Annotated in this window: 1 protein-coding gene; it reads right to left on the reverse strand. The window is 76.8% G+C overall.

Annotated elements, in window-relative coordinates:
- Positions 1-4,418: type I polyketide synthase (locus ACZ6S5_RS34780; protein ID WP_466006535.1), on the reverse strand; the 4,418-nt coding region annotated here is incomplete at both ends.

Below are 4,418 nucleotides of genomic sequence, written 5' to 3' on the forward strand. Positions count from 1 at the left end.
AGCCGGTGGTCCAGGTGCGCGTTCAACGCCTCGCAGGTCTGGTCGAAGGTGTCCCGGTAGACGGGGTTGGTGGTGTAGAGGTCGGCGCCCATGCCGGGGTACTGGCTGCCCTGACCGGTGAAACAGAACGCCACCCTGCCGTCCTCGCCGTTCGCGAGGGCGGTGGTGAGGTGCGGGTGCGGCTCGCCGTTGGCGAGGGCGGTCAGCGCGGCGACGAAGTCCGCCCGGTTGGCGGCGGTGACCGCCGCCCGGTGCGCGAACCGGGTCCGCCGGGCGAGGGCGTCGGCGACGGCGGCCGGCGGGACGTCCTCGTGGTCGGCCAGCCAGCCGAGCAGGTGTGCCGCCCGGTCGCGCAGCGCGCGGTCGGTCTTCGCGGACAGCACCCATGACGCCCACCCGTCCCACGGGTCGGCCGACACGGCGGCCGGCTCCGCCGCGGGCGCCTCCTCGAGGATCACGTGCGCGTTCGTCCCGCTGATGCCGAACGAGGACACGCCCGCCCGGCGCAGGTGACCGTTGCGCCGCCACTCGACGGGCACGTCGAGCAACCGCACCTGGCCGCTGCCCCAGTCCACGTGCGGGCTGGGCGCGTCGAGGTGCAGTGACCGGGGCAGCAGGCCGTGCCGGAGGGCGAGGACCATCTTGATGATCCCGGCCGCGCCGGCGGCGGCCTGGGTGTGCCCGATGTTCGACTTGATCGACCCCAACCACAGTGGCCGGTCGTCGCGGCGTTCCTGCCCGTACGTGGCGAGCAGGGCCTGCGCTTCGATGGGGTCGCCGAGGGTGGTGCCGGTGCCGTGCGCCTCGACGGCGTCCACGTCGGCGGGGGTCAGCCTCGCGTTGGCGAGGGCCTGCCGGATGACCCGCTCCTGGGCGGGGCCGTTGGGGGCGGTGAGTCCGTTGCTCGCCCCGTCCTGGTTCACCGCCGAGCCCCGCACCACGGCGAGGACCCGGTGGCCGCGTTCCCGGGCCACGGAGAGCCGTTCCAGCAGCACCAGGCCGACGCCCTCGGCGAAGCCGAACCCGTCGGCGGCCGCCGCGAACGGCTTGCACCGGCCGTCGGCGGCCAGCCCCCGCTGCCGGGCGAACTCGATGAACCCGGTCGGGCTGGCCATCACGGTGACCCCGCCGGCGAGGGCCAGCTCGCACTCTCCGCTGCGCAGCGACTGGGCGGCCAGGTGCAGCGCCACCAGCGACGACGAGCACGCCGTGTCCACGGTGACCGCCGGGCCCTCCAGACCCAGCGCGTACGCGACCCGGCCGGACGCGACACTCGTGGTGCTCCCGGTGAGCAGGTAGCCCTCGGCGTCCGCCGCGGCACCGGGCTGGCCGACGTACTCCTGGTGGGTGAGGCCGGTGAACACGCCGGTGGCGGTGCCGCGCAGCGTGGTCGGGTCGATCCCGGCCCGCTCCACCGTCTCCCAGGCGGCCTCCAGCAGCAGCCGCTGCTGCGGGTCCATCGCCGTCGCCTCCTTGGGGCTGATCCCGAAGAAGGCCGGGTCGAACTCGGCGGCGTCCCGGACGAACCCGCCGGCGCGGGCGTACGTGGTGCCCGGGGTGTCCGGGTCCGGGTGGTAGAGGGCGGCGAGGTCCCAGCCCCGATCGGTGGGGAACTCGCCGATCGCGTCGGTGCCGGCGGCGAGCAGCTGCCACAGCTCCTCGGGGGAGCTGACCCCGCCCGGGTAGCGGCAGGCCATCCCGATGATCGCGATCGGTTCCGTCGTGCCGGTCACCGCCGCCGTCGCCGCCGGCCGGGCGGCCGGCAGGTCGAGCAGCATGCCGCGCAGCAGCGTGGCCACCGCCCGGACGGTCGGGTGGTCGAAGACCAGGGTGGCGGGCAGCCGCAGCCCGGTGGCGGTCCGCAGCCGGTTGCGCAGCTGCACCGCGGTCATCGAGTCGAAGCCCAGGCTCTTGAAGTCCTGCCCCACGTCGAGGCCGGCGGGGTCGACGTGCCCGAGCACCGCGCCGACGTGGGCCCGGACCAGGTCGACCAGAAGGGACAGTTGGTCGTCCGGCGCGCGCCCGGCGAGCTGCCCGGCGAGCGGCGACGCCGATGCCGGGGCGGTCGTCGCGGCCTGGCGCAGCCCGGCCGGGGCGAGCGCGCGCAGCACGGCCGGCAGGTCCCCGCCCCGGGCCCGGGCGCGGACCGCCGCCCGGTCGAGACCGGCCGGCACCAGCACCGGCCGGTCGGTGGCCAGCGCGGTGTCCAGCAGCCGTACCCCCTCCTCGACGGGCAGCGCCGCCAGCCCGGCCCGGGCCAGCAGCCGCCGGTCGGCGTCCGACATGGCCCCGCTCATACCGGTCTCGACGTCCCAGTAGCCCCAGGCCAGCGCGGTCGCCGGTCGGCCCTGCGCGCGGCGGTGCCCGGCGAGGGCGTCCAGGAAGGCGTTCGCGGCCGCGTAGTTGGCCACCCCGCTGGTGTTCAGGCTGCCGGCGATCGAGGAGTAGAGCACCAGGTGCGCGTCGGTGAGCCGGTGCAGCTGCCAGGCCGCGTCGACCTTCGGCGCGAGCACGTCGTGCAGCTGTCCGTCGGTGAGCCGGTCCACCGGCCCGCCGTCGGTCACCCCGGCCGCGTGCACGACCGCGGTGAGCGGGTACGCCGGGTCGATGCCGGCCAGCAGGTCCCGGACCGCCGCCGGGTCGGCCAGGTCGGCGGCGACCACGTTCGCCGTGGCCCCGAGCTCGCCCAGTTCCCGGACGACGGCCTCGGCGTCCGGGTGTTCCGGGCCGCGCCGGCCGACCAGCAGCAGATGACGTACGCCGTGCCGGGCGGCCAGGTGCCGGGCGGTCAGCCGGCCGAGCGTCCCGGTGCCGCCGGTGACCAGCACGGTGCCCTCGGGGTGGAACGGCAGGGCGGCGGCCGGCTCGATCGCGGCGGGGGTCAGCCGGGGCGCGTGCAGCGCGCCGACACGCAGCGCGAGCTGTGGCTCGCCCCGGACGGCGGCGGTGCCGACGGCGAGGGCGAGCGCCGCGAGGCTGTCCGGGTGCCGGTCGGTGTCGACCACCACGATCCGGTCGGGGTGTTCGGTCTGGGCGGTGCGCAGCAGGCCCCAGCAGGCGGCCCCGGCCAGGTCGGTGACCGGGTCGCCGGCTCCGGTGCCGACCGCGCCGCGGGTGAGCACCACGAGGCGGCTGTCCGCCAGGTCCTCACGGGCCAGCCAGTCCCGCACGGTGTGCAGCAGCGCGCCCGTCCGCCGGTGCACGGCCGCCGGCACGTCCTCCGCCTCCTCGTCGGTGGGCAGCGGCAGCACCAGCGCCGCGAGCGCCGGGTCGCCCGTCACCGCCGCGAGGTCGGCGACCACGGGTACGCCGGGCAGCCCGACCGCCACCGCGTCTCCGCCGAGCAGCATCCAGGACGCGGTCGACTCGGCCTGCGCCGGTGGGATCGGCGTCCACTCCACCTGGAACAGCCGGTCCGGCCGGGCGGTTGCGGCGGCGACCCGCGCGGCGGTGGTGGCGCGGGAAAGCACCCCGGCCGCGCTGAGCACGGGTTCCCCGGCCGGGTCGTACGCGGTCAGCGCCAGCCGCTCCGGTGACCGGCGGGTGAGGCGTACCCGCAGCGCCGTCGCGCCGGTGGCGTGCAGGCGGACCTGCTCCCACGCGAACGCCTGGCGGACGGTGTCCGCGTCGTCGTCCAGGACGGCCAGCAGCGCCGGATGCAGCGCCGCGTCGAGCAGCGCGGGATGCACCGCGTACCCGGTGCCGTCCACCTGCTCGGGCAGCGCGATCTCGGCGTAGTGGTCGTCGCCGGAGCGCCAGGCCGCGCGCAGTCCCTGGAACGCCGGCCCGAACCGGTAGCCCGCCTCGGCCAGCCGCGGGTACGCCCCGGCCAGGTCGACCGGTTCCGTGCCGGCCGGCGGCCAGGCCCCGAGCGGTGCCGGGGCGGCTCCGTCCTCCTCCGCGAGCAGGCCGGTGGCGTGGGTGGTCCACGGCGCGTCTGGGTCGTCGGCCGGTCGGGTGTGGACGGCGAACGTATGCCGTCTCGGCTGGTCGCTGCCGGTGACGGTGACCTGGAGGTCGGTGCCGCCGTCGGCGATCGGCACCGGCGCCTCGAGGGTCAACTCCTCCAGCAGCGGATACCCGGCGACGGTGCAGGCGTGCAGGGCGGCCTCGACCAGCGCGGTGGCGGGCAGCAGCCCGGCGTCGGCGATGGTGTGGTCGGCGAGCCAGGGGTGCGCCCGGCGGGAGAGGTGCCCGGTGAAGAGGTGCTCGCCGCCGGTGGCGGTGGTGAGGGTGGCGGCCAGCAGGGGGTGGCTGGTGGCCCGCAATCCGAGCCGGTGCGGGTGGGCGGCCGGAGCGACTGCGGCCCAGTACCGCTGGTGCTGGAAGGGGTAGCTGGGCGGGGTGGCGTGTGCCCGGGTCTCGGGGATGAGGTGACTCCAGGCGATGGGGTGGGTGGTGTGGGTGTGCAGGTGGGC

It is taken from the genome of Micromonospora sp. NPDC051924, assembly GCF_055586005.1.